20 protein-coding genes are annotated in these 25,146 nt (G+C 60.1%); 10 read left to right on the plus strand and 10 right to left on the minus strand.

Annotation, left to right across the window (positions count from 1 at the left end):
• The first annotated feature begins 216 nt into the window (after positions 1–216).
• Positions 217–894 (plus strand): hypothetical protein, encoded by a 678-nt coding sequence (locus tag PLU72_04705; GenBank protein HOT27467.1) that lies wholly within the window; start codon positions 217–219, stop codon positions 892–894.
• Positions 891–2,738: a hypothetical protein gene (locus tag PLU72_04710; protein ID HOT27468.1), complete on the plus strand. Its 1,848-nt coding sequence runs from the start codon at positions 891–893 to the stop codon at positions 2,736–2,738. The genes PLU72_04705 and PLU72_04710 overlap by 4 nt, the downstream gene beginning before the upstream one ends.
• Before the next feature lie 181 nt (positions 2,739–2,919).
• On the opposite strand, the gene PLU72_04715 is transcribed toward PLU72_04710, so the two are convergent.
• Complete coding sequence (locus PLU72_04715; GenBank protein ID HOT27469.1) at positions 2,920–5,262, minus strand: PEP/pyruvate-binding domain-containing protein; 2,343 nt, start codon at positions 5,260–5,262, stop codon at positions 2,920–2,922.
• Positions 5,263–5,294: 32 nt separating this feature from the next.
• Positions 5,295–6,269 carry a bile acid:sodium symporter family protein gene (locus PLU72_04720; GenBank protein ID HOT27470.1) on the minus strand — a complete coding sequence of 325 codons (975 nt, stop codon included), beginning with the start codon at positions 6,267–6,269 and terminating at the stop codon, positions 5,295–5,297.
• Positions 6,270–6,531: 262 nt separating this feature from the next.
• Here PLU72_04720 and PLU72_04725 point away from each other — a divergent pair, with 262 nt between their 5' ends.
• Positions 6,532–7,131 carry a DedA family protein gene (locus PLU72_04725; protein ID HOT27471.1) on the plus strand — a complete coding sequence of 200 codons (600 nt, stop codon included), beginning with the start codon at positions 6,532–6,534 and terminating at the stop codon, positions 7,129–7,131.
• A gap of 15 nt (positions 7,132–7,146) precedes the next feature.
• On the opposite strand, the gene PLU72_04730 is transcribed toward PLU72_04725, so the two are convergent.
• Positions 7,147–7,713 (minus strand): hypothetical protein, encoded by a 567-nt coding sequence (locus PLU72_04730; GenBank protein ID HOT27472.1) that lies wholly within the window; start codon positions 7,711–7,713, stop codon positions 7,147–7,149.
• Positions 7,714–7,788: 75 nt separating this feature from the next.
• The gene (locus PLU72_04735) at positions 7,789–8,760 is read right to left on the minus strand and encodes a phosphatidylglycerol lysyltransferase domain-containing protein (GenBank protein ID HOT27473.1); all 972 of its coding nucleotides are present in this window, start codon (positions 8,758–8,760) and stop codon (positions 7,789–7,791) included.
• A gap of 148 nt (positions 8,761–8,908) precedes the next feature.
• On the opposite strand from PLU72_04735, the gene PLU72_04740 reads away from it, so the two are divergent.
• Together PLU72_04740 and sppA are read left to right on the plus strand one after the other, a co-directional pair.
• A complete protein-coding gene (locus PLU72_04740; GenBank protein ID HOT27474.1) occupies positions 8,909–10,009 on the plus strand; it encodes an NADH:flavin oxidoreductase in 1,101 nt (366 codons plus the stop codon).
• Between the two features lie 34 nt (positions 10,010–10,043).
• A complete protein-coding gene (gene sppA / locus PLU72_04745; protein HOT27475.1) occupies positions 10,044–11,048 on the plus strand; it encodes a signal peptide peptidase SppA in 1,005 nt (334 codons plus the stop codon).
• Between the two features lie 37 nt (positions 11,049–11,085).
• On the opposite strand, the gene PLU72_04750 is transcribed toward sppA, so the two are convergent.
• Together PLU72_04750 and hydE are read right to left on the minus strand one after the other, a co-directional pair.
• The gene (locus PLU72_04750; GenBank protein HOT27476.1) at positions 11,086–11,292 is read right to left on the minus strand and encodes a hypothetical protein; all 207 of its coding nucleotides are present in this window, start codon (positions 11,290–11,292) and stop codon (positions 11,086–11,088) included.
• An 82-nt stretch (positions 11,293–11,374) separates the two neighbouring features.
• Positions 11,375–12,436 (minus strand): [FeFe] hydrogenase H-cluster radical SAM maturase HydE, encoded by a 1,062-nt coding sequence (hydE, locus tag PLU72_04755; protein ID HOT27477.1) that lies wholly within the window; start codon positions 12,434–12,436, stop codon positions 11,375–11,377.
• A gap of 441 nt (positions 12,437–12,877) precedes the next feature.
• On the opposite strand from hydE, the gene PLU72_04760 reads away from it, so the two are divergent.
• Both PLU72_04760 and PLU72_04765 read left to right on the plus strand, forming a co-directional pair.
• Positions 12,878–14,932 carry a hypothetical protein gene (locus PLU72_04760; GenBank protein HOT27478.1) on the plus strand — a complete coding sequence of 685 codons (2,055 nt, stop codon included), beginning with the start codon at positions 12,878–12,880 and terminating at the stop codon, positions 14,930–14,932.
• An 81-nt stretch (positions 14,933–15,013) separates the two neighbouring features.
• Positions 15,014–15,553, plus strand: coding sequence for a GNAT family N-acetyltransferase (locus PLU72_04765; GenBank protein ID HOT27479.1), 540 nt, complete (start codon positions 15,014–15,016; stop codon positions 15,551–15,553).
• Here PLU72_04765 and PLU72_04770 read toward each other — a convergent pair.
• Genes PLU72_04770 through PLU72_04785 form a run of 4 tightly spaced genes read right to left on the minus strand, consistent with a single transcriptional unit; the run spans position 15,547 to position 20,011 of the window.
• Positions 15,547–16,134 carry a prepilin-type N-terminal cleavage/methylation domain-containing protein gene (locus PLU72_04770; GenBank protein HOT27480.1) on the minus strand — a complete coding sequence of 196 codons (588 nt, stop codon included), beginning with the start codon at positions 16,132–16,134 and terminating at the stop codon, positions 15,547–15,549. The two genes, PLU72_04765 and PLU72_04770, sit on opposite strands and share 7 nt — an antisense overlap.
• The gene (locus PLU72_04775) at positions 16,131–16,592 is read right to left on the minus strand and encodes a hypothetical protein (GenBank protein HOT27481.1); all 462 of its coding nucleotides are present in this window, start codon (positions 16,590–16,592) and stop codon (positions 16,131–16,133) included. The genes PLU72_04770 and PLU72_04775 overlap by 4 nt, the downstream gene beginning before the upstream one ends.
• Complete coding sequence (locus PLU72_04780) at positions 16,576–19,062, minus strand: hypothetical protein (protein HOT27482.1); 2,487 nt, start codon at positions 19,060–19,062, stop codon at positions 16,576–16,578. The genes PLU72_04775 and PLU72_04780 overlap by 17 nt, the downstream gene beginning before the upstream one ends.
• A 1-nt stretch (position 19,063) precedes the next feature.
• On the minus strand, positions 19,064–20,011 hold the full coding sequence (locus PLU72_04785; protein ID HOT27483.1) for a hypothetical protein: 948 nt from the start codon (positions 20,009–20,011) through the stop codon (positions 19,064–19,066).
• 205 nt (positions 20,012–20,216) lie between these two features.
• On the opposite strand from PLU72_04785, the gene PLU72_04790 reads away from it, so the two are divergent.
• The 3 genes from PLU72_04790 to PLU72_04800 all read left to right on the plus strand — a co-directional run bounded on the left by PLU72_04790 (position 20,217) and on the right by PLU72_04800 (position 25,049).
• Positions 20,217–20,741 (plus strand): ferritin, encoded by a 525-nt coding sequence (locus PLU72_04790; GenBank protein HOT27484.1) that lies wholly within the window; start codon positions 20,217–20,219, stop codon positions 20,739–20,741.
• A gap of 184 nt (positions 20,742–20,925) precedes the next feature.
• Positions 20,926–22,611, plus strand: a complete 1,686-nt coding sequence (locus tag PLU72_04795; protein HOT27485.1) for an amino acid permease — start codon at positions 20,926–20,928, stop codon at positions 22,609–22,611.
• A 23-nt stretch (positions 22,612–22,634) separates the two neighbouring features.
• Positions 22,635–25,049: a GAF domain-containing protein gene (locus PLU72_04800; protein ID HOT27486.1), complete on the plus strand. Its 2,415-nt coding sequence runs from the start codon at positions 22,635–22,637 to the stop codon at positions 25,047–25,049.
• Positions 25,050–25,146: the final 97 nt, after the last annotated feature.

Here is a 25,146-nt window from a genome sequence, read left to right on the forward strand (position 1 = left end):
TCTTTTTAGGGCTGTATTTCAGAAGCCCTCATACACCACATCCATGGACTCTAACTCAGATTTTGTTCACCCCGGCAACGCCGCCCAGAATGAGATCACATGCATGCATCCCGAAGACTTCTTTTGACAGCGGTTGGGGGTATTGATAAGATGACCGACGGAATCGCCGCGCGAAATTTGCGGCCCAGCGCCCACCAGGATCTGAAAGGAGTCGTCATGAGCCAGTCGCCATCGCCCGCAGGCGGCGAAAAACCCGGTTTCGGGGGATTTTTCCAGGTCTATCTCCTGGCCGCAGTCATTCTCATGATCTATTATACGATCGATTTCCAGGTCACCGTCTCGCCGGCCCTTCCCGCACTGACGGCCCGGCCGTCCGCATCCCGGCCCCATCCTCCCCGCTTCCCCCAAGCCGGGCAAGAGTTACCCGTAGCCTCTTCATCCGTCGCCGGTTCCGTTCCCACGGCAGTATCGACGCCGGCTAGCGTCCTGCCTCAGGACCCTGCGTCGCCCGCGCAGCCGCACGAACCGCCAACGCCGTCACCAGCGCCGGCGTCCTCCCCGGCTCCGGAACCGGAACCCGCTCCCCCGGCCCCTCCTTCCAATTCTGAGCATCAGGCGCCATCCGCCACTTCCGAACCGACGGCTCCCGCCGGGCCGGAACGCACCGATGCCGCTTCCGGCGGTCTTCTGATCATCGACAATACGCTTCCGCTGGCAGAACCGGTGATTCCCGACGGAACGCCGGAACCGTCACCCGCGTCCCCGGAACCACCTTCGACTCCGGATGCACTCCCGGTCGCACATTTGGATGGCGCATCCCCGACACAACTTTCGCCGGCAAAGGACACCGAAGAACCGGCAACCTCGAGCAGCCTTCCGGAGGTCGGACAATGAACATCGTTACGGTTTTTTTCGGCGGCATGCCCGGCCTGATTCTCGCCCTGTCCACCCTCATCATTGCTCTCGCGCGACCGGGTGTCCAGAGTTGTTCCATCGCCCTGATTCTGAACGTTCTCGTGGCAAGGCTCGTTCACAAAAATACGCTGCAGGATGGCCAACCGGCTGGCCCCTTTCGGCCGATGTTCGCCGCAGCCGGATATACCGCCATCGCCGGAGCCCAGTATTTCAAGCTTTTTTCCCTCCCGTTCGGCAGCCCGTTTTTTCCGTTCAACTACCTGACGATCCCATTCATCTTCATCGCCGTGATCGGCGTCCATTGGGTGAATCGCCAGCGGCATGACGCCCAACTCAACGGGTATGCCCTGAAAACGGCGCAATGGCTGAGGGAAGATCTGCACGTCGCCGAAGTCGAACGCGGCTTCATCTGCCTCGGTGTGACCGGAACCATGTGGACCATGATCCTGGCTTCATGGGCGCAGGTATTCAAAAACCCCGCGCAGGGCTGTTCCATGTGCTTTGAAATCTCGTCGCTTCATATCATCGTTTTCATGGCCCTCTATCTCCTGCCCTGGCTCTGTTTTGCCTGGTGGGTCGACGAGAAGGCGGTCAAGCGCGGCATTTACACCGGCGTCGGCATTTCCATCACCGCAGCGCCGCTGGCATATACCTGTTACTTTCATTCGCTGAAAGCCCATGACTGGTGGCGTATTCTGCTTCCTCCGGGAGCCAACATCACCGCCATGACGGTATTCGTCCTGCTCTGCTTCGGCATCTGGTGGATACGCCAATCCGCCGCAACGACGGGCCGCGGCCTGCTCAGCGGCTTCTTCGCATCGGTGATTCCGACGATCCTGCTGGCGACCGGCGCGTTTTTGACGCTGGCCTGGCATCCAGCCCTCCGGAGCATGTCTCCCCAGGCGATCACACCTGAAATCCGCACGATCGCAACGTATCTGCTGTCCACACGGCTCTTCATCTTCAGCGCCGTACCGTTGGTCATCGTTCTCTTCTTCGCCACCCTCGGCGGTCTCCGTGCCGGCGTCTCCTCGCGGGAGATCGAAGACGATCCGAGCCGTGAAAACGATGCCGTGGCCGCCTCCAGTTCGCAGACCCTGACAGTCCTGCTAGGGTCCCTTCTTCTTGCGGCTCTCGTCACACCGGTTCTGGGCCAGTTGACACTGACGGGGCAGGATGGCAGCATTCCGCGCCCCCTCCCAGGTACCCTCCTGTCCTGGCTCGGCTATCTGCCCTTGATGCTCACCAACGTCTTCATCTTCAGCGGTCTCTGGACCAACGGGCGATTCATCGCCCAGGCCGCCCGGCTGCCCCATCCCCGGATGGCAGGCGCCATGCTGTTCATCCTGCAGGCGATCCTGATCTGGGGATTCGACCCGAGCCGGCAGCTGATCGCCATTTTCGTTCTTGCGATGGCAGGTCTCCTCCTGCTGAAGAAGCTGTTCGGCAAACCCCTGCCCGAAGTCAGGCGTTCCGTGCTCGATTACCAGCGCTTCGTCCTCTGGAGCTGCTTCCTTGGCATCCCCGTCGTTTACCTCGCGGGAATCGCCCTCTTCACGATCCCGATCGAACACAATCAACTCGATTTCATCCTGCGAACCCTCTCCTCCGGGCCTCTCGCCACTGCATTCCCGACCTTCTGCGACCAACTCAGACCCGAAATATTCTGGACAGCCCCCATGGCCCTTACCGCAGGAATGGGCCTCATCGGACTTCTCGGCATGCCGTTGCTGACCCTGCCCCTGTATCTCTACCCGATCTTCAAGGATCGCAAGGCCGCCGAAGCGGCCCGGCAGGAGCAAGAGGCCGCGGCGGCAAGCTGATTTCTTCCCCGTTCACGCACGTTCGGCCGGTAACATTCCGGCCGAACGTCGTCTTATCGGGGTCTGAAGAACGCTCCCCCTCCCTTTCGATCTGAACATGCCGGGAGCGAGAGCCTCGCGAGCTTCGACGGGCTCAGCGCGAAGTGGGCTTTTGTCAGCCAGGTCTCAATCTTCCATTGTCTCAGACATGAACGGTGTTCTGCCTGTTGAAATAGGCCATCGCACGGTCATGGTCGCCGTCCATGACGACCGACATCGTAGCCCCGTTCGCCACCGCCGGAACATGAATCACGCGCACGACGGAGTCGAGCACTTTCGTCACGGTCTTGCTCACGAACCGCTTCAAGGCGTTCGGCGAGTTTCGGAAAAACTCCTCGTTGAAGAGATTGCCGCTTTCGTCTGGATATAGCGGGAGATATCGGATATTCGCCTCGACGAGATCCTGGAAGAAATGCGTTCCGAAGGAGAGGTCAGGTGTGTAACCGTGCTTGCGCCGGGCGATTTCGATCATCATGGCGGCGTTGTTGATGTCGCTGTATCCGACCTTGACGCCAAGTTTCACGTCGCCCCTGCTGCCCCAGCGGCCAGGCCCCATCAGGATGAATTTCCGCTCGGGCAGCCGCTGGTTCAGCTCGCTGACCAGGTGCCCGACGTCGAGCATCTCGTCGAGCGTCGCGAGGCCGTCGTAGCCGGTGGGGTCGACGTACACGACATACTCTATGCCGTGCAGAACGGCGGACGTGACATGCCTGGTCGCCGTGAACAGCCTGTCTTCATGCAAGACATCGTTCGGCATCTGGATCGAGACGTTTCCGTCGGCCTGGCACTGAGGTCGGCACTGGAGCAGATACAGGGTGTGCTGATCCTCACCGGCGGCGAATTCGATATCGACCGGCCAGCCGAGAGCCTCCTTCAGGATCCGGAGGATGTCTTTGATCTCCTGGAGGAACGGGGTGTTCCGGAGCAGGTTTTCGAACGTCAGAACCGGCGTGCCGGTCTTGAGATTCGTCAGGTTTCCGATCGGCGGGTACAACTGCCCCTCTTCGTACATCGAGATCAGATACGGCAGCATCGGGACATCCGACCCGAAATCGCGGACGACCTGCTCGAAACTGATGGTCTCGAACCGGCTCGTCTCGAGATTCAGCACATCGATGTTCTTCTGCGCGTAGCGTAACATAGCATCAGGTGTAATATTCACGCGCAACCCCGGCTGGCCCGGACAGATCAGCATCGGGAAATCCTCGCCCATGCGATCGACCGCGCGGGTGCCGAGGCCCGCGACGAGCCGCACGATCCCGTCCTCGCGCCTGATGCGGGGCGACCAGCGGAACTCGTTGTAACTGAACGCGACACCGGCGAAGGCAGGGAACCAGTAGTTGCCGACCCGCCGGCCGACGACCTGCTGGATCATGATCCCCATTTCCTCGTTGAAGTCGAGCAGACCTCGCTCGCGCCGATACTCGATCGGGTCAGGACCGAAGGTGCTGGCGTATACCTCTACGATCGCGTCCATCAGCGCTTCGAGGCGTTCCTTCTTCGTTCCCTGGTTCGCGACGAACAGGCTCTTGTATTTTCCTGCGAATGCGGAGCCCTTGGTGTCCTCGAGCAGACTTGAAGAGCGAACGATCAGCGGTGTTTCCCCGAAATCCTCGAGCGCCATCGTCAACCCAGAAATGATTTCCGGAGGCAGACTTGAGTTTTTGAAAATCTGGCCGACGTAGGCGTATTCCTGCCGAATTTCGGCCGGGTCGCGGTATTTGATCGTCGGCATTTCCTCGAGCGCGTTGTAATGCAGGAAATCGAGCACGCCGTCCGAGGTGATATACCACGTCTTCGGAACGGACAGGTTGCGGAGACCGATATTGTGCGCCTTCGCCGCCATGAGGATCTTCGCCGCCCGGAACAGGCCGGCGGCCTTTCCGCCCAGTTTTCCGTTACCCTGCGAAGGCCCGATCACGCGCGTCATCAGGTGCGCGAAATCGTTGACCGAGACGTAGTGCTTCAGCGTGTTGATGTATTCGAGATCCTCGCTGAAGAAGCGCCTCACGAGCGCAACCCGGATCCCGATGCGCTCCTCTCGCGAGAGATGCTTCTGCGCGCCAGGCTTGAGACAGTACCGGTGAAGCGCCTCGCTGATCTCCGCCAGCGAAACGTCGCGTTTTTCGGCGGCCATCGACAGGAAGCGGAACTGTTCCTGCTTCATCCAGAGGCTCATCATGCGCGAAATGTCCTGCGCGGAGAGCTCCTGCTCGGCGATGATAAACGTCTCGTCGATCAGCTCGTCCAGCAGCGACGAGTTCAGGCGGGGCATGGGCTGGTTGTCGAACGTGCCCGTCGCCGCCTGATAATCGCTCTGAGTTACGTTGAGCCGCTGCAGCAACTGTTCGACCTTCGTAACGTTCCGCTTGAACAGGTAGTTCATCATCTTCCGGCCAAGCCGGTTCAGCAGGGAGGGATTCGTCTCTCGAAGCAGATCCACGATGACCTTCCATTCGGGTTTCTGTTCTTTCACCGTATTCATGTTCGACTCCTGGAAAGATGAATGATGCGCCTTCATTCAGTCGGCCCACCCGTTTTTTCTGCGATATGCGGCCTGACGAGCGCCGCGAGCGGTTGCTGGAACAGCATCGAAACGACGACCGGCACGATCGTCAGCGTCGGGAAATGGCCGAGCGCGATGACGAGGCCGGCGCTGAGATTGCGGATGCCGACCGAGTAGGCGACGGCGGCCGCCGTTTTCCCGTCGTAGCCGAGTTTACGCGGAACGAAGGCACCGGCCCAGTATCCAAACGAGACGACGAGAAGGATCACCACGAGCAGGAAGCCCAGGCTGATGTCCAGGGTCACGATGGTCTGGCGGGTCGTGGCAACGTTGATGGCGACGACCAGGCCCAGGGCGACATTCGCAAACGGGCCCAAGAAGGGTTTGACGCGGGGATACAGGGAACCGCCCGAAAGGTCGTGCATCGTAAGCCCGATGAGGGAGGGAACCACGATCATCTTCAGCAGGTCGACCATGATGGCCGTCAGATTCAGCTCGATACTCTGCCCGAGAAACAGCAGAATGACCGCCGGAACGACGATGGGGCTCAGGAGGGTATCGAACGTGACCGCCGCCAGGGCTAACGCGACATTTCCGCCCGCCAGGCCCGTCCAGATCGCCGATGTCACGCCGATGGGGATGGCACCGCACAGAACGAAGCCGGCAATGACGTCGGCATGGCCGGGATACAGCAGGCGGCCGATTCCCCAGCCGAAAAACGTCACGCCGAGATGAAGCAGGGTGAGAATAACCAGAACCGGTCCCGGATGCGCCGCGATACGCGCCATTTCGCGCCAACTGCATTTCAGGGATGTCAGCCAGGTCATGAAGGCGAACAGCAGGGGCACCATCGTGCGCCCGGCCGCAAGACTGGAATGCGGGGCGAGATACCATCCGGCGATCATGAACAGGAAAACGCAGGCGAACAGCCATTCTTCGAAGAGGCCGTTGAAACCATCTCCCCATCGGCGCAGGGTTTGCAGCATATCTTGAAGGTGTCTCCCCATCCGCGCGTGCGTCTTCATCCGCAACCGTCGGCCGGCCGTTGTGCCGACAATTTGGCGGCGTTCAGACGCATCCGGTGCGGCCATCATCCTACCGCAGTCGGATTCCCGGCGCCAGAGGAGCGGATGATTTTTCCGCCGATTCCCGGCAACCCTTTTCAGAAAGGTGCCGGCCGGGTGGTTGGACGCAGAGATCATTTTGGGGTATAGTCGAATCACTCCAGCACAAGCCGAGGTATGTTCCTTGGACTGGTTCGCCCAGCTTGAACCGTTTTTTGCCGCCTGGTCTTATCTGGCTGTTTTTCTGGTCCTCATTCTCTGCGGGGTCGGTCTCCCCGTCCCGGAAGAGATCACCTTCATTACCGCCGGATACGTCGTCAGCCAAACCGGAGCGGATTTGAATCTGATGATCCTCGTCAGCCTCGTAGGCCTGATGATGGGAGATTCGCTGATCTACTTCTTCGGAAGTCATTTCGGGGTGGCAATCCTGAGTCGATGGCCGTTCAGAATTCTTTTCTCGGAAAAGATGCTGATCAAGTCCCGGACCTTCTTCGACAAATACGGTTCCAGGGCCGTTTTTTTTGCCGGCTTTTTCGCCGGGGTTCGCGCCACGACGTATTTCATGACCGGATCGATGAAGTTCAGTTACTGGAAATTCCTGTTCTGGGACTTCATCCGCGCCATTCTGACCTGCCCGATATCGATCTGGGCGGGATACAAGTTCGGCCCCTACGCCGAGCAGTGGCTCGGATCCAACGTGCGGTATCTGCTGGCCGGACTGCTCGTTGCCGGCATCCTGCTGATCGTCCGAAACAACCTCAACCACGGGAACGACAAAGCCTGAAACGGCCTGTTCGCGTCAGGGATACAGCAGCAGATACCCGCTGATCACGACCGTGCCGGTGGAAAGCACCATGCTGACCGTCGCAAGTCCGGTCTTTCCCGTCATGACCTGGCAGTGGTTGATGCCGCCTTCGTCGACGGGGCCGGTTTTCAGATCGAACTCGCCGGAAGGAGCGCCGTCGACTTCGAACCGGACCTTTCCGGGATTCGAATAAAACTCGTTGTCCCAGAACTCGAACACGGCGCGGGTGCAAGAGGCGGTGATGTCGACCCTCGCACCGGGCGTGCTCGAACGGATGATGTAGTATCCCCCGACGTTGTCGTTCTTGATCATGTGCCAGTCGCCGGTGTATTTCACGGGATAGTTGATCGCATCGATTGCGATGTCCGACCCCGGATGGAATACGCCGTTGATGAACCCGCGGGCGTCAAGATCCATCATGATCCTCTCCTCGGTTGCCGGCGTTCCTCCGAATGTTTCCACGGCAATCGGGTTGTTCTTCTCACCGGAGCAGCCGGAAAACAGAAGCGCAACGACGGCCAGGAAGAAAAGACCGGCCGTCGTTCTCATGTATCTGCGCATGCGAGCCTCCCTTCCGATTCGGAAAAACGATCCCTTACTCGGAATATCGGCACGTTGCTCTCGTTCCCGAAGACCTTACGCGTGTTTTCCGCAGCGGATGGTGAACTTCTCTTCGAAGCCGATCGGATGATAACTCAGCTTCGCCGTGCGCAGTCCCTCGATGCCAAGGTCCGTCTCGCGATTGATCACGGTCACCTCGGCCGGAAGCCTGTTCGCAAGAGCCCAGTTCAGATACTGGTAGAGCCCCTTCACATGCCGGTCCGCCTTCTCAAGCGTGACGACCCAGCAGTTGCGGTGGATGGGAGATGCGACGGTGAACCCGGCCAACCGCCCGCCGACCCTGGCCACGAGAGCGATCGCGCAGATTTTTTCGAGCTGCGGAAGCATTCTTCGGATGGCGGAGGCTTCGATTCTGACGTTTTCGTCATCCACCTGGAACCCTTTGTACCATTCGTCGAGAAACGCCGTCACTTCCGCGGCGCAGGAAGGCGTGAAGATCTCTACCTGCGGCTTTTCCTCTTCCTCGAGCCGGTTCACGAAGTTCTTCTTCTGATGGAACCGGCGCCCCGAGAGTTCGGCCAGTTCCTTCCGGTCGTAGAGGTAATCGAAGTCGTCACGCTGCGCCTCGACGCGGGCGTCGGGAAACTCCGCGGCGATTTCCTTCGCAATGGACTTCGGAACGTATCGCAACTCGCACGGAAGGCCGGCGCCGCTCATATATTCCATGAGCCGGTCGACCGCCGGGCGAAGCGGCCCCTTTCCGACCGGCGCCAGGAAGAGATACCGGTCTCGAGGTCCTTCGACCGCAAGACTGAGGAGACTTCCGATCCGGCTGGCCATCGGCGGCAGGGTTTTATACCAGCCGAGGAGGTTGTAGAGCGCATAATCGGACGACGAGACACCGGCATCCTCGAGAAGGCGCCTGACGAGAAACTTATGGGAAAACGTCAGAGGCGTCTGGTGCGGAAATTCCGGGAGCGCACTCAGGTCGGGAGTCGGAGAATCGCCCGCGCAAGCCGCTTCCGATGGCAGCGATTGAAAGTCCATAGATATTGAAGTATACCACAGAATACGGTGTTTCGAAACACCATCCGACGGTCCGCGTCGTTCCGTCGAGCTCCAGGAATCACACTCGGACGGGGTTCGTTTCGATATCTGTTGTGAGTTCGGTGTTCGGCGGGGTATAGTAGGGATCATGGCATTCGATGCATTTGAACCTGCCCAGTTGCGGCACCTCAAACTCAGCAACCGCTTCCTTGTAGCCCCGATGGCGACGCAATATGCCGACAAGGAAGGCCGCGTCACCGACACGCTTCTCAAATACTACACCCACATCGCCAGAACCGGCGCGGGCGCAGTCATCGTCGAAGCCGCTGCGATTTTCCCCTTCGGGCGTGGCTGGTCGCGCGAACTGGCTGCCTGGCCGTCCGACTGCGTCGCCGGGTTTGCGAAGATCGCCGATGCCATCCGAAGCCGCGGCGCTGCGGCGTTTCTCCAGCTCCATCATGCCGGCCGACAGTCGCTGACGCCCCCGGCGGGCCAATATGTCGTCGGACCGTCGGCCGTCTCATGCCCCGTGCTGAACAACCCGACGCGAGCGCTGTCGGGCGAGGAGATCAAGCGCCTCGTCGTCGCCTTCACCGAAGCCGCCGGCAAGGCGAGCGAGGCGGGGTTCGACGGAATCGAACTCCACGGCGCTCACGGCTATCTCCTTCATCAATTCTGCTCCCCCCTGACGAACCGGCGCCGCGACGAGTATCGTCTCGAAGCCGACGGCCTCAGCAGGTTTCCGCTCGAGGTCGTACGCTCGATCCGCGCGGCGTATCCTGACTTGATCATCTCCTACCGCATGTCGGCCCGCGATTACCTGCCTGGTGGGCTCACGCTGAAACAATCGACCGTCTTCGCCCGCGCCCTTCAAAGCTCCGGCGCCGACCTGATCCATGTTTCCGGCGGCATGTATGCGTCCCTTCACGGTCCCGAAGCCATCGTCGGCCCGTCGACGCCTCCCGGCGTTTTCGTTTCTGATGCCCGCGAGATCAGAGGCGCGGTCGACATTCCCGTCGCGGTCGTCGGCAAGATCGGCGATCCGGCCCTGGCTCTCAAGATTTTCGCGAACGAAGATGCCGACTTCGTCGCCCTCGGGCGTCCCCTCCTTCGCGATCCGAAGTGGCTGTACAAAGCGCAGAAAGTCTCTCTCGATCCGATCCGGCCTTGCCTGCTCTGCATGCGTTGCCGATATCACCACCGCGGTTGCCCCGACGGGAACGGCGAGCCGGATTGGCAGCGCACCTGACTCTTCTCCTAGAAACACACTCCTGGAGGCTACGATGAAACGTTCGTTTTCCGTTTTTCTGATCGTTCTGCTGATGAGCGGCACCGCATCGGCTCAAGGGCTGTTCGACCTTTTCGGAACCATGGCGGGCGGCGGCAAGGAGAAAAAGCCCAAGGTGACCTACGTCGAGGGTGACGAAACGGCAAGCGACGAAGTGCTTCTCATCACGATTAAAGGCGTCATCCGCGACGGTGAAGAAGACGAGAAATTCCCCTTCGAGATCAAACAGAACATGGTTGAAAAGCTGAAAAAGGACGTCAAGGCGGCGGTCGACCGCGACGAGGTCAAGGCCGTCCTTCTCGAGATCGATTCCCCCGGGGGAGAAGTCACGGCGGCGGACGTCATCCATCATCATCTCGGCAAAATCCGGAATGCGAAAAAGCCCGTCGTGGCGCTGATCGGCATGATGGGAGCATCGGGCGGCTACTACGTCGCCTGCGCGGCCGACCAGATCTGGGCGCACCCGACCTCGATCGTCGGGAGTATCGGCGTCATCATGCAGGCAGCCAATCTCGAAAAACTGGCCCAGATGGTCGGATACCGGCATATTCCGCTCAAATCCGACCGGACCCCGAAAAAGGACGTTCTCAGCCCCTTCCGCGAAATGACCGAAGAAGAGCGGGCGATGCTGCTGTCGCTCGTCGACAGTCTCTACGACCGCTTTCTCGATATCGTCTGCGCCGCACGCAAGAAGCCCCGCGAGGAAATTGCGAAACTGGCCGACGGAAGCATTTTCACGGCCCCGCAGGCTCTCAAGAACGGTCTGCTGGACGGCATCGGATACAGGGACGACGCCTATGCGAAGGCGATGGAGCTCGCCGGTTTGAAAACGGCCAAGCTCGTGAAACGCAAAACGAAGAAAAGCTTCCCCGAACTCCTGTCGGAACTCGCCGACGCCGGCTCGGGCGTGCCCGGCCTACTGATGCGTCTCCGCGCGATGATCGACGCCGACTCGACCCCCTCCGTGGAGTACAGGCTGAAACTCCCCGGTGCCAACTGACGCTCCGGAACGGGGCTCTTCGAACCCGCCGATTCTCTCAGGCCCGGACGTCGATACGGCGTCCGAGGTCTGACGGGATGGCGGGTTTTGGCCGTTCGGGCGGCCGCGGCTTGCGCTGACGAACCTCCTGCTGGGCCTGCGTTGCGAGCTTCGCAGCCTGGGCAGGGCGTTGCTTCACGCCGACCGGGCGCGAGGCCGACGGTGCCGGCGTGGGATCATATCCCGGGGAGTTCACTCCAATCATACGAAGGATCCTCCAAGAAAGATATAACCCGGTGCCCGGCCATTGGCAAGGAATCTCTCCGCAAGGCAGGGACGCAGCTCGGTCAATAGATCGTGCGTTTGATATGCCCGAAACCAAGGTTCGGCGTGCGGCCGAGGGCGAGAACAAGATCCTCGATGCATCTCTGGCAGGTTTCCGCATCGTCATGCTGGCCGATCTTGTCAGGGTATATCTGGTATCCCGGCCTGTTCGAGACCGGAGAGACGTTTGGCATGATGACGTTGGCGCCGGCCCGAAGCGCCTTCTGGCGGCCTTCCGGTTCGAGCGTGCCCATGGCGGTCGTCGCCGGCAGGAAGGAGTCGGGGAGATACAGGCGCAGGAGGGCAAGGAACGTGAGACACCGTCTCATCTCGCCCGCGGGGGCAATTCCGAGAGGCGTTTTCGGGTGCGGCAGAAACGGGCCGATTCCGACCATTTCAGGCTGGAGTCGCTCGAGATACGCAAGGTCCCGCGCGAGACCGGGGCCATTCTGCCCGGGGAGGCCGATGAGAACGCCGGAACCAACCTGGTAGCCGAGTTCTTTCAGGTTCATCAGCGCCCTGTGCCGGTCCTCCCATTTCGAATCCTTGTGATACCGTTCGAAGAGGGCCGGATCGCTCGTTTCGATCCGGAGGAGAAACCGGTCGGCGCCGGCGGTCCTGAACGCGGCGTAATCCTCTTTCGGCCACTCGCCGATCGACAGGGTCACGGCCATGCCGAGTTCCGTCTTGATAGATTCTATAATATTACATATATCTTTTGAAGTATATTTCTTGTCTTCGCCGGACTGAAGGACCAGCGAGCGGAAGCCGAGCTGGTGAGCTGCACGGGCCGTCGCGAGAATGTCATCCCGGGTCATGCGGTATCTGAAGATGTCGCGGTTGTGAGCCGATATGCCGCAGTAGTCGCACCGACAGCCGCAGTGGTTGCTGAACTCGATGATTCCGCGGATGTAGACGTCGTCTCCGACGGTTTCGTGCCGTACCCTGTCGGCGGCGGCGAACAGACGCCCGCGCGCCTCGTCGAAGGCCGGCGAAAAGATGAGTTCCGCAGTTTCGTCGGAGATGCGCTCCCGGGCGACGAGACCTTCGATCACCGCATCATGCGTCCGTGTTTCCACTTTCATCTTGGGTTTCCTTTCCCTGTGCGGATCGATCGCCCCGGCATCTCGAGCGCATCGCCTTGAGATTGTGAAATTATACACATACCATGCAGGAAAAGTCCAGCACCCCGAAGCAGAGGCATGCAGGCGGCCTTTTTCGCAGATGCGTTCGGCCAGGGAAACAATTTCAGGGGAAATGGATTCTGGATCGTGGTATGTAGATTTATGAGTACGTTTTCAAGAGTTCTTTCGATGCCGGCAGCGGGAATCCGCGATTTTTTTATCCGGAATCATTGCGGTTTTTCAAATGGCTGTTATAATTAATCGCAAGGGGTGAAGGGTACACCCCGGGTTCTCAAGGTTCTATGGCCTTTCGGGTATGGGTTACACGGTAGTAGTAAGGGTTAAGGGTTTGTTCGGGTAAGTCCTCAAGGGTATCGGGAATCTATTTTCAGGAGTCAGTCTATGAGGAACAGTACTCTCAGATTGCTGAGCAAGGTCATGTGCCTTGTTCTCATCGCCAGCTTCGCCCTTGAAGCGCCTCTCCTCGCGGCCTTCGACGCCATCAAGGTGAACGTCGGCGGTCAGCAGGTCTCCGTCACCCCCGGCCAGTGGGTATCGGTGCGCCAGGGGACCCAGGTCGTCAACTATAACGTCCGCTATGTCAATGGCCAGCCCGTCGCTCTCGACATGAGCCAGTACGTCCGCCTGATCTTCGGCGGTGAAGGCGCTGCCGCCGCCACCTCGGCCGGCCAGTCCGCCACTGCGGGCAGTGCGGCTCAGGCCGCCAAGGCGGGTGCTGCGGCTCAGTCCGCCACCGCAGGTGCCTCGGCCCAGACCGCCGGCTCGGTCGCTCAGAACGCCGGCTCGGCCGCCCAGAACGCCGGTTCGGCCGCCCAGGCTCCCGCTGCCGGAACCGTCCAGGCCGACACGTCCTCCGTCGCCGCGGCCCAGAGCGGAACCAAGACCAGCGGCAGCTGGATCAAGAACGAGCTCAACGACTACGGTTCCAAGATCAAGGACAGCTTCAACTCCGGCAAGACCAGCGGCCAGGAGTTCGGCACCAAGACCGTCGACACCGTCAAGACCGGCGCCGAGAAGGTCGGCACGGGCGTGAAGGGCGTCGGTTCCAAGATCGGCGACCTCCTCAAGGGTGCCAAGGAACGCATCTCCAAGATTTTCCACAAGAATCCCCCGGCCAAGGGCAATGCTGACTCCGCGCAGAGCGGTCAGAGCAGCCAGAGCGGCCAGTCCGGCCAAGCCTCCGAACAGTCCGGTCAGTCCGGTCAGTCTGGTCAGTCCGGTCAGTCTGGTCAGTCCGGTCAGAGCGGCCAGGCTTCTGAGCAGTCCGGCCAGAGCGGTCAGTCCGGTCAGTCCGGCCAGGCTTCTGAGCAGTCCGGTCAGAGCGGCCAGAGCGGTCAGTCCGGCCAGGCTTCCGAGCAGTCCGGTCAGAGTGGCCAGTCCGGTCAGTCCGGTCAGGCTTCCGAACAGTCCGGCCAGAGCGGTCAGTCCGGTCAGTCCGGCCAGTCCGGCCAGTCCGGCCAGTCCGGTCAGGCCGGCCAGAGCCCCAAGGCTGACAAGCCCGGCTTCAAGGAAGTCACCTCCAGCAAGTTCAAGGCCGGCTACGAAACCGGTAAGGCCATGGTCGGTCAGGGCGTCCAGAACGTGAAGGACAGCCTCAAGTCCGGCTTCAGCGCCAAGAACCTCCTCGTCACCGCCGGTATCACCGTCGGCGTCGACCTGGCGACCCAGATCGTGAAGGGTGAAAAGCCCAGCCTGAAGAAGGCCCTCAAGACCGTCGTCTCCGCCGAATTCGCCGGCTCCGTCGTCGGCTCCGTCACTGGTGCCGCGGCCGGCTCCTTCTTCGTGCCCTTCCTCTCCGCCGTTCCGGTTGTCGGCGGCTTCCTCTCGGCTCTCGCCCCGACCTTCGGCTCCGTGGTCGGCAGTTCCGTCGGTTCCTACCTCGCCGGCGATCTGAAGAACGGCCGCTTCTCGCTCAAGCAGGCGTTCAAGCAGATCGACTGGATCGGCGTGGCCGGTCAGTCCGTCGGTTCGACCCTCGGCGCCATGCTGGGCTCCGCGATCTTCCCGCCCTTCGGAACGATCATAGGCGGTATGGTTGGCGGCTTCGTCGGGAACTGGGCCGCCCACAAGATCGCCGGGCTGTTCGGCCACAAGACCGACCAGGGTGGCTCCATCGCCCTGCCCGTCGGCTCCAACCCGATCGGCGACACCGCCGTCACCGGTAGCGTGACTATCGGCAGCGGCGTCACCGGCGGTCCCGAGATCCCGGTCAGCGGCGACCAGAGCACGGCGCAGGTCACGATCTCCGGCGATGCCGAGAGCGTCGGAACCTATGCCTCCGAAGTCCAGCTCGCGTATGCCAAGTATCAGGAACTCTATCGCCTCTATAGCGAGATGCTCGCCCAGGGCCGCCAGGAGGATGCCGCCAAGGTGGCTTCCGAAATGAACAAGGCCAAGGGTGAATACGAAGCTCTCAAGGCCAACGCCAACAAGTAATCCCGTTCTGAAGACCCCCGGGGGCAACCCCGGGGGTTTTTCTTTCCGGTTTCTCCGGGCACCGCATGAAAGGATTCAGCCATGCTTCTCCGGCTTTCGCACGCAACGATCCGCCCATGGCGCCCCCAGGACGCCCCATCGCTCGCCAGATACGCGAATAATCGCCGCATATGGGCCAAGCTTCGTGACAGCTTCCCACATCCGTACACGCACGACCATGCCGTTTCCTATATCGAAATGGCGATGAGCAAAAAGCCCGAAACGCTCTTCGCAATCTGCGTCGAGGACGAGGCCGTCGGCGGCATCGGGGTCATCATTCGTACCGATATCGAGCGCCTGTCGGCCGAACTCGGCTACTGGTTGGGAGAGCCATTCTGGGGAAAGGGCATCGTGACGGAGGCCGTTTCCGCGATCACCGGGTATGCGATGCGGCAGTTCGGACTCGTTCGCATCTATGCCATGCCTTTTGCAACGAATCCCGCTTCCGCACGAGTCCTCGAAAAAGCGGGCTATCTTCTGGAAGGCAGGATGCGAAGAGCCGTCATCAAGGACGGAACGGTCATCGATCAGCTTCTCTACGCGTTCGTCGGAGATGAGCCGCGAGGAAGACCCCGTCAGTAATGGTTCAGAACGTCGTTCGTGTTCCGCCAGCGGGGGTCGAGAGCGGCTTCGACGGCTTCGCGAATGGTGATGAGCAGGCGCTGATGGTGGATGACGGGCACCTTCATGCCATCGGGAATCAACCCGATCTTCAGTTCGACGGCAACCTGGCCTTCGCTCAGATCGGCGATGCGCAGGTCTTCGACCGACTCGCAGAGAAGCCTGGTCGTTCCGCTCGCATCGGCGCGGGAGAGCTTTTTCCCGTCCAGAGCGTAGGTGATCCGTTTCGATGAGGCGCCTTCCGGCACGAGCATCGTCCAGCCACTGCCAGACTGTTTGAATGAACGGACGACCACGGGTTTCTGGGTTCCGCCCGAGCCGGCCATGATCGCCGTCGCGCGGGAGTTTGAAATATCACGCTCGAGCGCTTTGAGGATCACTTCCGCCATGTCCTTGGCCGCCCCCTTGGCTGCAGCGAGACCGGCCGCGTGGCGGGAGGCGAGAAGAACCTTGAACACGCCGAATATCAGCAGTCCCGTGATGAGCGCGGCGATGAGAAGTTCGATGAAGGTGAACCCGCGGGCGCGTCGAAACCTCGTCATGGCTTCACGGCCAGGAAAATGATTTCCTCTTGGCGGGCGATTCCTTCAGAATTCGTCCACTTCACGACCCCGCGGAACTCGAGAATCGTTTTGTTCGGTGTTGTGAAGCGAATTTCGGGTTCGAGCTTGAAATCCTTGTATTTCGTCTGGATTTCCATGACCTTGTCGATCGTTTCCGGGTATCCGCCCTCCATTTTCACGAACGTCTCGCTATTGGAGGGATTCTGTTCTGAGAGTTCCTTGAAAGGCCTGCTCATTACCTCGGACCGGAAGGAATCGAGAATTTTGCGTGCCATCGAGAGTTTCGTCGAGTCGATTTCCTTCGTGGCGCCGATCGTGATCGCGCGGTAGATCGGAATGGCGGCAAGCATGAAGACGAGCGTAGCGATGAGAACCTCGAGCAGAGAAAGCCCGTTCCGGCCTCTTCCTGATGATGTCCCGTCAGTTTCGTTTCGCATATTCGAACCTTGCCCAGCGTTTTCCAAGGCTGACAATATACCGCTCCGGGTCGTATTTGCCAATATCGCGCTGAACGGACAACGGGGAAACGCGGCAGGCGGCGCTGTTGTAGACCACCTCGATACTGTTGAGGTCCTGGCGCTTGAATTCGTTGGTAACGAGATTTCCGTCGATCACGAGAGGATTCCCGGCCGCGTTCTGCGGGGAATAATTCGAATAGCAGGCGGCCTGGATCAGGGTGCAGGGAGCATCGACCAGGAACGCCCCCCGTCTGGCGATCAGGGAGAACACGGCGTTTCCGACCCGTTCGACATTCGCGGAAAGGGAGATGTTATCTCTCGCGACGACGATCCCCTTGCCCGAAACTTTCAGGGGCGACGAGATCGTCAGGTCACCGATGATGTACGTGACGCCGGAGCAGTCGAAGCTTCCGTCGGGAGCCAACCGCCCGCCGTCCGCGACCGGAACGCTCAGATCGGCCCAGAATTGCGCCTCGTTCTCGTAGAAATGCGTTGCCTTTTTCGCATACTGGAGCAGGCTGAACAGGTTGGGGGGCATGCACTCCCACTTTCCCGGATCCCAGTCGGTGACGCTCGTGTATGCCGGCTTCCCCGGAAGGCCGAAATCCGACGTCTTGTTTCTGTAAAAAATCTCGATTTTCGTGATGTCTTTCGGGTTTCCCGCCTGGCCATGGGGTTGGACGTTGATCAGTATGTTCGCGTATTTCGATTCGAGGGGAGCCTCGGCCCGCAGTCCGAGCGGGTATTCAAAGTGCCCTTTCCCGTACAACAGGGTCGGAGCGCTCAGGGCGTCACAGAACGAGAGGATCGTGAGCATGGATTTGACTCCCGACCGGAGGAGGGGCGGATTGTAAAAATCCGTGTTGCGAAGAACCGGGAAATCGATTTCATGGGGCCTGTCGGGATTCGTCGCCCGCGACTTCCATTGAAGCGTCGGGATCAGGTTGAACCTCGGATGCGTCGATGCGTATTTATCCATGGCGAGGGCGTTGAATTCCGTCAGCGTCGGTTCATCGGTGGTTCCCAGGAAGGTATTGGCGTACATCTTCGCATTCGCATTGATACGGATCTGGCCCGGCACCTGGCACAGGGAATCGGCGGCGGGATCGTCGCCCGGCGTGCCCGTCAGTCCGGAGCAGGATTTATACTCGCCATTATACAAATTGTGGATGCAGATCGTCGCCACGCCGCCGCTCCAGTCGATCGGATTCTCGATCCCGCTCCCCTCGCCCGGGTATTTGTCGGACGCCTGCTCGAACAGCAGGTTGGAGTTTGCGACGAAGAAGGAATACTCGGGGGCCGGAGGCTGAACGTCGGATACCTTGAATTCCCTGTCGGCGACAAGCGTTCGCCTGATCACAGGCCCACCCTGGCCTTGCGGCCGGTACTCGACGTCGGCGGTGAATCTGAGAACGCCGCCCTTCTCCACAACTTTCGGGATTTTCGAGGGGCCGAACGCCGTCTTGTCGATCATGCCTTTCAGAACTCCGGGAACGGCATCGTATCCTTTCCGGATGCTTTCCCGCAGGAGCGAGGCCTCCCAGCTGATCGCGTGAAGATCGGCATCCGAGGTTTCCTCCATCATCCGGCGCCGGATGGCCTCCAGGTTGAATTCGGGTTCATCCCCGATATCGATGTACGATTTCATGATCCCGTTGATGTCCACGTAACTCGCCACGTCGTAATCAAGGCCAATGATGGGGATTTTCACCTTGATCCGGTAAGCGATGGTCGAGTCGTTCGATTTGTTGACCCTGACGTAGCGGTCGGTAGCAAGGGATTCCCCGATCGAGGGGCTGAGCTTGATCTCCTCCTCGTCCTGGTTCTGGAAGTTCGGCAGGTTCACCTTCACGCCCAGCGATCCGATGAGATCCTCGATCCGACCAGCGCTGTCCGGTTCGTCATCGAAGTTGTCGAGAAACGCGGCGGTCTCACCGTTCGTCTGCCGCGGCCTGATCGAGATTCCCGGAACCGAATACCCTGCTTTTTTCGAGGTGAACGCGGCCGCGGATAAGACTTCGCACTTCAACCCGAGCGAGACGTGGTCGGGACCTCCCAGTTCGGTGAGCATGCTCCTGATCGGCGCGAGGGCGGGAGTCGTCAGATCGAACGACGGCAGAGGCTTCGCGGCGTACGGTGCGAGACTCAGCGGGGAATTCTGTCCCGACGGGTCGCTCAGCTTCCCGTTGGAGATCTCGGCGGGATAACGGAAATATTGATATATATTCGGATCATTTTTATCATTCATCAGATCCTTCACATATCTGAGAAGCAGTTCGACGGATGATTCGGCCAGAGCCTCGGCCTTCTTCTCGTTGCTCGCGAAGCGGGTGAGATACTGTCTCGAGGTGTTCGACTTGAAGAAGGTGATGACGATGACGAGCAGAACGCTGATCACGCCTATCACGACGAGATAGGCGGAACCGCCCTTCCCGGTCGAGACGCTCATCTCAGTTTCTCCTGTCATCGAAATACCCCTCGAATTCCCTGATCCGCTTTTTCGCATCGGCGACGCACGCATCGCGATCGGCCGGAGTGGCGCCGATTTCCTTCATGTCACGCTCGACGATCCTGTTGAAGGTCGCCTCGTCGTTCGCCGCGACCAGGTGCTCGTTCATGTATTCGGCATACGCATACGCATCGCCGGACTTGTCGAGGCCGAGCACTCCGAGATCGTTGTCCCGCTGGAGCATCGCCTGTTGTTTGAAAAGATTCGCGAATAACAGCTTGTTCTGCAGTTTAGCGGAGGCCTGGAGCATATAATCGTAGATGAGGTGCTTCGAAACGGGCGTGGCATCGGGGTCGTTGAGAGCTTTTTCGAACGATCGCAATGCCCCCTGGTAATCTTTCGATTCGAGGAGGGCGAGGCCTTCCTTCATGTCGGGTAGCAGCCGAAGACGGTAGACTTCCTTGGTCTTCTCGGTCATCGACTCGTCCTCGAGTTTTTCACGAAGCCATTTTTCGGAAGCCTCCGCCATCTTTCTGCGGTGGGAACGGATTCTGCCGGCTTTTTCCTCGAGCTGGGCCATCGTGTCGGGAGTAAGCGTGACCGGCGGAACCGCGGGCTGAGCCGAAGTCGTTTCGAGAGGAGGCAGGCCACCGTTGCCATGCGATGTTCCCGTCGTCGGGCCGCCAAGAGGGACGAGCTCGCGGCCCGGAAGTGCGTCCTGGTCAGGGTCGCGGGGGGAAGCGTCCGGACGAGAGGCCGTTCCGAGGGCCCCGGGCTTTCCAGTTCCGGTGCGGGGGGGACTTTTTCTGCCTGTCTCGCGCGTCAGTTTTTTATCCGTATCGGTACCTCGGTGGGTCCTCGATGGGTGGGATCTGAAAAAGAGGAACAGCAACGTGCAGAGGCAGATCGATACGACCAAAGCCAGGATCGCGACCCGCTGATTATCCAATCTTCATTCCTCGCTGTAACGGATCTGTTGTGAAGGTTGAAGCCACTTTTCAGACGAACGGCAGAGGCCTTTGGTTCATCCCTGTCTTCTCCTCTGATAATACCATGAGTCGAAATTGCGCTCCATTGCCAGTCTGTTTTATCATGACCGCGTGCCCGTACCCGCGGCAGACCTTCCGCGAGATTTCGTTGAAAGGACACCACACATGATCAGCAAAAAAATGGCAAAAATCATGAACGAGCAGATCACCAAGGAGCTGTTTTCCGGGTATCTGTATCTTTCCATGGCCTCGTATTTCGAGGTCGAGAACCTTCCCGGTATCGCCAACTGGATGCGCGTCCAAGCCCAGGAAGAAACATCCCACGCGATGATCTTCTTCAACTACATGGCCGACCAGGGCGAGCGAGCCCTGATGGGAGCGATTGCCGCCCCCGAATCATCCTTCAAATCAGTCCTGGACGTCTTTGAAAAGACGCTCGCCCATGAGAAGACCGTCACCGCCTCAATCTACAAACTGCTCGACCAGGCCGTCGCCGATCACGACTACGCAACCCAGAATTTCCTCCAGTGGTTCGTGAAGGAACAGGTCGAGGAAGAGAAGAATGCCGACACGATCATCGGCAAACTCAAGCGCATCGGGAAAAGCGAAGACGGCCTGTTCATGCTCGACAAGGAACTGGCCGCCCGCGTGTTCGTCCTGCCCGCCCCCCTCGCCGGCGGAGCGGCATGAATCGGACACAGACACTCACCCAAGCTTCTCAACGGGCGGTGCAGCGAACGCTGCACCGTTTTTTCGAGGCCTGTGATTCGTCCTTTCCTGAGGACCCCGGTATTGCATTCTGAAGAGGGTGAATGATATTCTCCCCCATTCCCGTTCGCGTTTTTGCGGATGAACCAGACGAAAGAGGTACGGCATGCGACAGAAAGAGGATGGGCTGAATCTCGCCCCGCCTTCGGCAGGAGAGAAGCCCCGGGGTTTTTTCGATCACATTTTCGCGACCAAGTCCGTCACCGAGATATCGGCGACGCTCGATGAAAATCCCCATGGCACCGGACTTCGCCGCGCCCTCACCTCCTGGGACCTCACGCTCCTCGGGGTCGGGGCCATCATCGGGGCCGGAATTCTTTCAACGCTCGGAACTGGCCTCGCCGGTGGTTTCGACTCGGCCTACGGAATCACCCGGCCAGCCGCCGGCCCGGCCCTCGTCATCAGTTTCATCCTGACGGCCGTCGCCTGTGGTTTCACCGCCCTCTGCTACGCGGAGATGGCGTCGATGATTCCGGTCTCGGGGTCGGCATATACCTATGCCTATGCAACGATGGGCGAGTTGTGCGCCTGGATCATCGGCTGGGACCTCCTGCTGGAGTATGCCGTTTCGAACGTCGCCGTCGCGATCTCATGGGGGGGGTATGCGAACAACCTGCTCCAGGGGTTCGGGTTGCATCTTCCGGCCTGGCTAACAATCGACCTGAGATCCATGCTGTTGCCCACCAAGGAGTGGATAGCGGCCCATCCCGGCTTTTCCTTCACCGACAAACTCTCCCTTCTGCCCCAATGCCTGAGCGGCGCCGTCAACGGCGCGGATGTGTTCGCCAACTGGGCGGTCCTCAAGACCGCCCCGGTCATCGCGGGCATCCCGATCGGCATCAACCTTCTGCCGATGTGCATCACGTTCTTCATCACCCTGCTGTGCGTATGGGGCATCAAGGAATCGGTTCGCCTGAACAACATCATGGTGGCGATCAAGGTCGGTCTTCTGCTCCTCGTCATCGCCGTCGGCGCGTTTTACGTGAATCCGACCAACTACATCCCCTTCGCACCGAACGGCTGGAGCGGGATCCAGGCGGGCGCGGCAATCATCTTCTTCGCATTCATCGGGTTCGACTCGGTCAGCACGACCGCCGAGGAGTGCAAGGATCCGGGGCGAGACCTCCCCCGGGGCATCATAGGGTCGTTAATTATATCAACATTAATATATGTTGGAGTCTGCATCGTCATCAGCGGCATGATGCCCTTCACGGCGTATCACGGCGTCAGCGACCCCGTCGCGCACGCGTTTTCGAACATCGGCATGCACAAGGTCGCCGGCATCGTCTCGATCGGCGCCGTGGCGGCCCTGAGCGGCGCCCTGCTCGTCTATCAGCTCGGACAGCCTCGCATCTTCATGGCCATGAGTCGCGACGGGCTGCTGCCCGAATGGTTCTCGCGCGTCAGCCCCCGGTTCGGCACGCCTGCGAACGCCACCTGGCTCACCGGCCTGCTCGTTCTGCTCCCCGCCGGGCTGTTGAACATCGACGAGGTGGTCGAGCTGACGAACATCGGCACGCTGTTCGCGTTCATCATCGTCGCGGTCGGCGTCATGATCCTCCGCGTCCGGGCCCCCGAGCATCCGCGCAGGTTCAAGGTCCCGATGGTCTGGGTGACCGCCCCCCTCGGCATTCTCTTTTGCACATGGCTCGCCTGGGGCCTCCCCCACGCGACGTGGGTCCGATTCTTCGTCTGGCTCGGCCTCGGCTTCCTCATCTACTATTTCTACGGATACGGCCATGCCCGCCACCGCGCGGCGGAAGCGGCGAAGAAACTGGCCTCGAACGTCTGAGACGACGGCGGAGAGGGCGTCACATGAGCGAAACGAAGTTTCCGGGCCAGGAAGGCATCGCAGGAGGCTCCTATTCCCCCGAAGCCCGGGATCTTCTCGCAAAACTGCAGAGCTGCCGCTTCGAGCCGGCGGAGCTGGCGGCCACGGTCGACAGGCTTCCGACCGGGGAACGCCAGGCGGTTCTGACGGTCCTCTTCGATACCCTCAGGGAGCGGAACACGCTTCTCGAGGTGAACGATGAGCTCGGCAGGCAACTCGAACTCGGGCCGCTGATCCAGGCGATCGTCTTTCACATCACCGACATTCTCGAGGCCGACCGCAGTTCGCTCTTCCTGATCGACTGGAAGACGAACGAGCTGTGGTCGAAAGTCGCGCAGGGCATCGAGTTCTCGGAAATCCGGTTCCCGGTCACGGTCGGGCTTGCAGGGCTGGTTGCGCGAACAGGCGAGACGCTGAACATCGAGGACGTGTATCAGCACCCTCTGTTCAATCAGAGTATCGACAAGCAGACGGGCTATCGCACGCGAACCATGCTCTGCATGCCGATCTTCAATCGCGAGAAGATGATCATCGGCGTCGTGCAGGTGATCAACAAGCGCAACGGGCTGTTCACCGACCGCGACATCGCCAGGCTGGGCGCCCTCGGCCGGATGCTCTCGCTCACGCTCGAAAATGCGATCCTGTATGACAGCGTAAAGACCTCCCAGCGGAAGATCGAAGCCCTGCTCAACGTCGCGAACGCTCTCAGCAGTTCGATCGAACTGCGCGACCTGATCCAGGTCATCATGGCGAAGGCTACGGAGCTTCTCGCGGCAGACCGGTCCACGCTGTTTCTCATCGACAAGGAGACGGACGAACTCTGGTCGTCGGCCTCCTCCGGCGGAGAGATCAAGGAGATCCGGTTCCCCAAGCACTTGGGAATCGCTGGCCACGTCGCGACGACGGGCGACGTGCTGAATATCCCCGACGCCTACGAGTATCCCGGCTTCAACCGGGAAATCGACAAGAAGACGGGCTACCGCACGAAGTCGATTCTCTGCATGCCGATCCGCGGCATCGACAACCAGACGATCGGCGTCACGCAGATCATCAACAAGAAGGCGGGCACCTTCGACCGCACCGACGAGGAGATGCTCGGCGCGTTCTCGGCACAGGCGGCCGTTTCCCTGCAGAACGCCCAGCTGTACGAGCGCACCATGACGATGAAGAAGTATCTCGAGGCGATTCTCAGTTCGCTCTCGAACGGCGTCGTCACGCTCGACCACAAGCGGCGCCTGGTGAAGATCAACCCGACCGCCTGCCGCATCATGGGCATTTCGTGCGAATCCGAGGCGGCAAACCGGACGATCGACGCGGTGCTGGAAACGCGGAACGCCGGACTGCTGGCACAGATCGACAAGGTGTTCGACACCGGAACGGCGCAGGCGCTCTACGACGTCGATTACATCCCCGCCACGGGCGATCACCACTCGATCAATTTCATCACCGTGCCACTCACCGACGACGCCGGAAAATCCCTGGGGGTCGTGCTGGTGCTCGAGGACATCACGAAAGAGAAGCGCGTCAAGTCGAATCTCACCCGCTATATGTCGAAAGACCTCGTGGACAAGCTCACCTCGGGCGCGGGGTCGGTCGAACTGGGCGGGACGAAACGGGAAGTCACGATTCTGTTTTCGGATATCAGGGGATATACGAGTCTCACCGAAAAACTCGGGCCGAACGAGATCGTCGAGATGCTCAACGAGTATTTCTCGCACATGGTCGACGCGATCTTCAAGTTCGACGGCGTGCTCGACAAGTTCATCGGCGATGCGATCATGGCCGTGTTCGGAGCGCCGGTTCCCCTGCCGGATCACGCCCTGCGGTCGGTGAAGGCCGCGCTCGAGATGAAGAATGCGCTGACCGGCTTCAACGAGGCGCGCGTCGCAAACGGGAAGGTTCCGATCCAGATCGGCATCGGCATCTCCACCGGCGAGGTGCTGTGCGGCAACATCGGCTCGAACAAACGCATGGAATACACGGCAATCGGAGACGGGGTGAACCTCTCCTCGCGGCTCGAGTCGGCAACGAAACTGTACCGCGCCATGACTCTGCTTTCCGAGTTCACCTACGACCAGGTGAAGGACCACGTCTTCACCCGCGAACTCGATTTCATCCGGGTCAAAGGAAAGCAGAAGCCGGTCAGAATCTACGAACTGCTGGGCGAGGCCGGTTGCCGGCTCGACGATCCGACGATGTACGCCGTCGATCATTTCGTGAAAGGCCACCGCCTGTTCTTCAAACGCGATTTCCGACTCGCTCAGAACGAGTTCGAGGAAGCCCTCAGAAAACGGCCCGACGATCTGGCTTCGACCCTGTATCTCAACCGATGCCGAGCCTGCATCGAGAACCCGCCGCCCCCGACGTGGGACGGGGTGTACGACCTCAAAGAAAAATAGCATTTTATATATATTTATTTCGCAACCTCGCTCGAATCCGATCGCGAGGGTCCGCCGCGGGGTGGATGTGTTTTCAAACCCGCCCCAACCGAAAAAA

The sequence above is a fragment of the Candidatus Ozemobacteraceae bacterium genome, from assembly GCA_035373905.1.
Classification (GTDB): domain Bacteria; phylum Muiribacteriota; class Ozemobacteria; order Ozemobacterales; family Ozemobacteraceae; genus MWAR01.

Bases quoted from the DNA above. Each gene is read 5' to 3' on its own strand.
- PLU72_04705 (HOT27467.1), top strand. From the start codon at position 217: ATGAGCCAGTCGCCATCGCCCGCAGGCGGCGAAAAACCCGGTTTCGGG.
- PLU72_04710 (HOT27468.1), top strand. From the start codon at position 891: ATGAACATCGTTACGGTTTTTTTCGGCGGCATGCCCGGCCTGATTCTC.
- PLU72_04715 (HOT27469.1), bottom strand. From the start codon at position 5,262: ATGAATACGGTGAAAGAACAGAAACCCGAATGGAAGGTCATCGTGGAT.
- PLU72_04720 (HOT27470.1), bottom strand. From the start codon at position 6,269: ATGCTGCAAACCCTGCGCCGATGGGGAGATGGTTTCAACGGCCTCTTC.
- PLU72_04730 (HOT27472.1), bottom strand. From the start codon at position 7,713: ATGCGCAGATACATGAGAACGACGGCCGGTCTTTTCTTCCTGGCCGTC.
- PLU72_04735 (HOT27473.1), bottom strand. From the start codon at position 8,760: ATGGACTTTCAATCGCTGCCATCGGAAGCGGCTTGCGCGGGCGATTCT.
- PLU72_04740 (HOT27474.1), top strand. From the start codon at position 8,909: ATGGCATTCGATGCATTTGAACCTGCCCAGTTGCGGCACCTCAAACTC.
- sppA (HOT27475.1), top strand. From the start codon at position 10,044: ATGAAACGTTCGTTTTCCGTTTTTCTGATCGTTCTGCTGATGAGCGGC.
- PLU72_04750 (HOT27476.1), bottom strand. From the start codon at position 11,292: ATGATTGGAGTGAACTCCCCGGGATATGATCCCACGCCGGCACCGTCG.
- hydE (HOT27477.1), bottom strand. From the start codon at position 12,436: ATGAAAGTGGAAACACGGACGCATGATGCGGTGATCGAAGGTCTCGTC.
- PLU72_04760 (HOT27478.1), top strand. From the start codon at position 12,878: ATGAGGAACAGTACTCTCAGATTGCTGAGCAAGGTCATGTGCCTTGTT.
- PLU72_04765 (HOT27479.1), top strand. From the start codon at position 15,014: ATGCTTCTCCGGCTTTCGCACGCAACGATCCGCCCATGGCGCCCCCAG.
- PLU72_04770 (HOT27480.1), bottom strand. From the start codon at position 16,134: ATGACGAGGTTTCGACGCGCCCGCGGGTTCACCTTCATCGAACTTCTC.
- PLU72_04775 (HOT27481.1), bottom strand. From the start codon at position 16,592: ATGCGAAACGAAACTGACGGGACATCATCAGGAAGAGGCCGGAACGGG.
- PLU72_04780 (HOT27482.1), bottom strand. From the start codon at position 19,062: ATGAGCGTCTCGACCGGGAAGGGCGGTTCCGCCTATCTCGTCGTGATA.
- PLU72_04790 (HOT27484.1), top strand. From the start codon at position 20,217: ATGATCAGCAAAAAAATGGCAAAAATCATGAACGAGCAGATCACCAAG.
- PLU72_04795 (HOT27485.1), top strand. From the start codon at position 20,926: ATGCGACAGAAAGAGGATGGGCTGAATCTCGCCCCGCCTTCGGCAGGA.
- PLU72_04800 (HOT27486.1), top strand. From the start codon at position 22,635: ATGAGCGAAACGAAGTTTCCGGGCCAGGAAGGCATCGCAGGAGGCTCC.